We start from the raw sequence: 2,387 nt of genomic DNA on the forward strand, positions 1-2,387 counted from the left end.
ACCGCCTAACTGAGGAGAATGCAGTCATGACGTACGAAACCATCATTGTTGAGCGCCACGGTCACGTGGGGTGGTTGATCAATAACCGCCCGGAAGCCCTCAATTCCCAGAACGTCCAGCAGCGTGACGAGATGGCGGACGCCTGGCTGGAATTGGAGAACGACCCGCAGGTTCGGGTCATCGTCCACACCGGTGAAGGGCGGGCCTTCCATGCTGGCGCCGACATCAGCGAGGTGTCCGAGGCCGGCATGGAACGGTTCGAGCGCGACATGCTCTCGTTCAATCTCCACTTCTCGTCGTGGCATCAAAATGTCAGCAAACCGGTCATCGCAGCCGTCAACGGACTGTGTGTTGGCGGGGGCCTGCACTTCGTAGCGGACGCGGACATCGTCATCGCAGCATCCGACGCTCAGTTCTCAGACCCTCATGTCTCGGTCGGTCAGGTCACGGCGGTCGAGACCATCGGTCTGGCGAAGCAGATGCCCTTTGAAGCCGTGATGAGAATGGCACTCCTCGGCCGTCACGAGCGGATATCGGCCCAACGCGCCTACGAGCTCGGCATGGTGAGCCAGATTGTCGATCCGCCTGAGAAGCTCCGCGAGGAGGCGCAACTACTCGCTGAGAAGATCGCCCGGAACTCCCCCGCCGCCATGCGTGCCACGAAGAAGGCGCTCTGGTCGGCACTGGAGATGGGGCTGACCGACGCGTGCCGACTCGGCTCGCAACATCTCATCAGCGTCTGGGGTCACCCCGACCAGGCCGAGGGCCCGCGAGCCTTCCTCGAGAAGCGCGAGCCGGTTTGGCGGCAGCCGCGGTGACGAAGATCAGTCCCGCCAAGAGCATCGGCGCGGAGCTACGCAACGCGGCTCGGGAGGCGCCCGATGGCGTGGCCTGGTTGCACGGCGAATCGGCCACCACCTTCGGCGAGCAGTGGGCGGAGGTTCGCGAGGCCGCCGCCGCGCTGGTGAGCAAGGGTGTTCGACTCGGCGACCTCGTCATCGTGTGGGCTGCCAATGACAGACCGACGGCCGTCGCGCTGCTCGCCGCGGCGACCGCAGGTGCGACGATCGTCCCGATCAACACCCGCTACACCGCCGCGGAGGTCGAGCACATCATCGGCCGCACCCATCCGGTGCTGGTGATGGCGCCGGCTGAAGCGGGAGGCAGGGCCATCGCCGAGGAAGCGCTGCGCATTGCCGGTGATGCTCCTGTCGTGTGTCTCGGTCCGGTCGCTCCTTCCGGGACCCTTCCCTGGACGGCACTCATGGCCGGAGTGGACAGCATCTCGCTTGCCACGATCGACGCACGCGTGGACTCCATGACCGGCGAGGAGGTCGCAATCATCCAGTTCACCTCGGGTACGACGGGCCGACCGAAAGGAGTTCGGCTGCGGCAAGGACCCCTCCTGAGGACGAGCGCCGCGTGGGCCGATGTCGCCGGGTTGCACCGCGGCGACACCTATCCGGTAGTGTATCCGCTCGCCCACATCGGCGGGTTCAAGACCGGACTCATCACGACACTGGTGGCCCGGGCCACCGCGATCTTGGTCCCCATTGTGCGAGCCGAATCGATCGTCGAGATCATGAACCGCCATCGCGTCACATTCTTCAACGGCCCACCCGCAGTACTGCGAACGCTGCTCGATGAGCGTGACGCCGGAAAGCTGCCCTTGGCGAACACCTTGCGGACCGTCGTAATGGGGTCGGCGATCGTCCCGCCGCAGTTGGTCCGGGACCTTCGCACCACGCTTGGCGTCGAGGACGTGATGATCTCTTATGGACTCACGGAGGCAACCGGCGTGTGTCTCATGACGCGGCGGGGAGACTCCGTCGATCTGGTCAGCGAATCGCTCGGGTGCGCACTACCTGGTGTCGATGTTCGCACTGATGGTGCGACTGCTGACGAACCTCGCCCTATCGAAGTGCGAGGCGACAACGTCATGCTGGGATATTTGGACGACCCCGAGGCCACGGCCGCAGCCGTTCGCGACGGATGGCTCGACACCGGAGACACCGGCTGGACCGATGAGCACGGATACGTCCACATTGCCGGGCGATCCACCGACATGCTCCTGGTGGGCGGTTTCAACGTCTATCCGGCAGAGGTGGAGAACGCCCTCGCGGAGCACGCCGATATCAGTCAAGCCGCAGTCGTGGGACTTGAACACGAACGCCTCGGAGAAGTGCCGGTGGCGTTCATCGTGGCACGCGCGGGTGCCACGCTCACGGTCGACGACGTCATCACGCACGCCCGATCCCGCTTGGCGAACTACAAAGTGCCCCGCGAGATCCGGATCCTGCCCGAACTCCCCCGCGGGCACGTCGGCAAGATCGATCGCGCGGCCCTGCGGGCCCGTGCGTCAGAACTACAAGCCGAGTCCTGACGCA

2 protein-coding genes are annotated in these 2,387 nt (G+C 65.1%); both read left to right on the top strand.

The window, feature by feature from the left end; all coding sequences use genetic code 11:
- Positions 1 to 26 precede the first annotated feature (26 nt).
- A complete protein-coding gene (locus ACSU04_RS18370) occupies positions 27 to 818 on the top strand; it encodes an enoyl-CoA hydratase/isomerase family protein (protein WP_439290564.1) in 792 nt (263 codons plus the stop codon).
- Complete coding sequence (locus tag ACSU04_RS18375; protein ID WP_439290565.1) at positions 815 to 2,383, top strand: AMP-binding protein; 1,569 nt, start codon at positions 815 to 817, stop codon at positions 2,381 to 2,383. The genes ACSU04_RS18370 and ACSU04_RS18375 overlap by 4 nt, the downstream gene beginning before the upstream one ends.
- Positions 2,384 to 2,387: the final 4 nt, after the last annotated feature.

This window comes from Microbacterium sp. A84 (assembly GCF_051842815.1).
Taxonomy (GTDB): domain Bacteria; phylum Actinomycetota; class Actinomycetes; order Actinomycetales; family Microbacteriaceae; genus Microbacterium.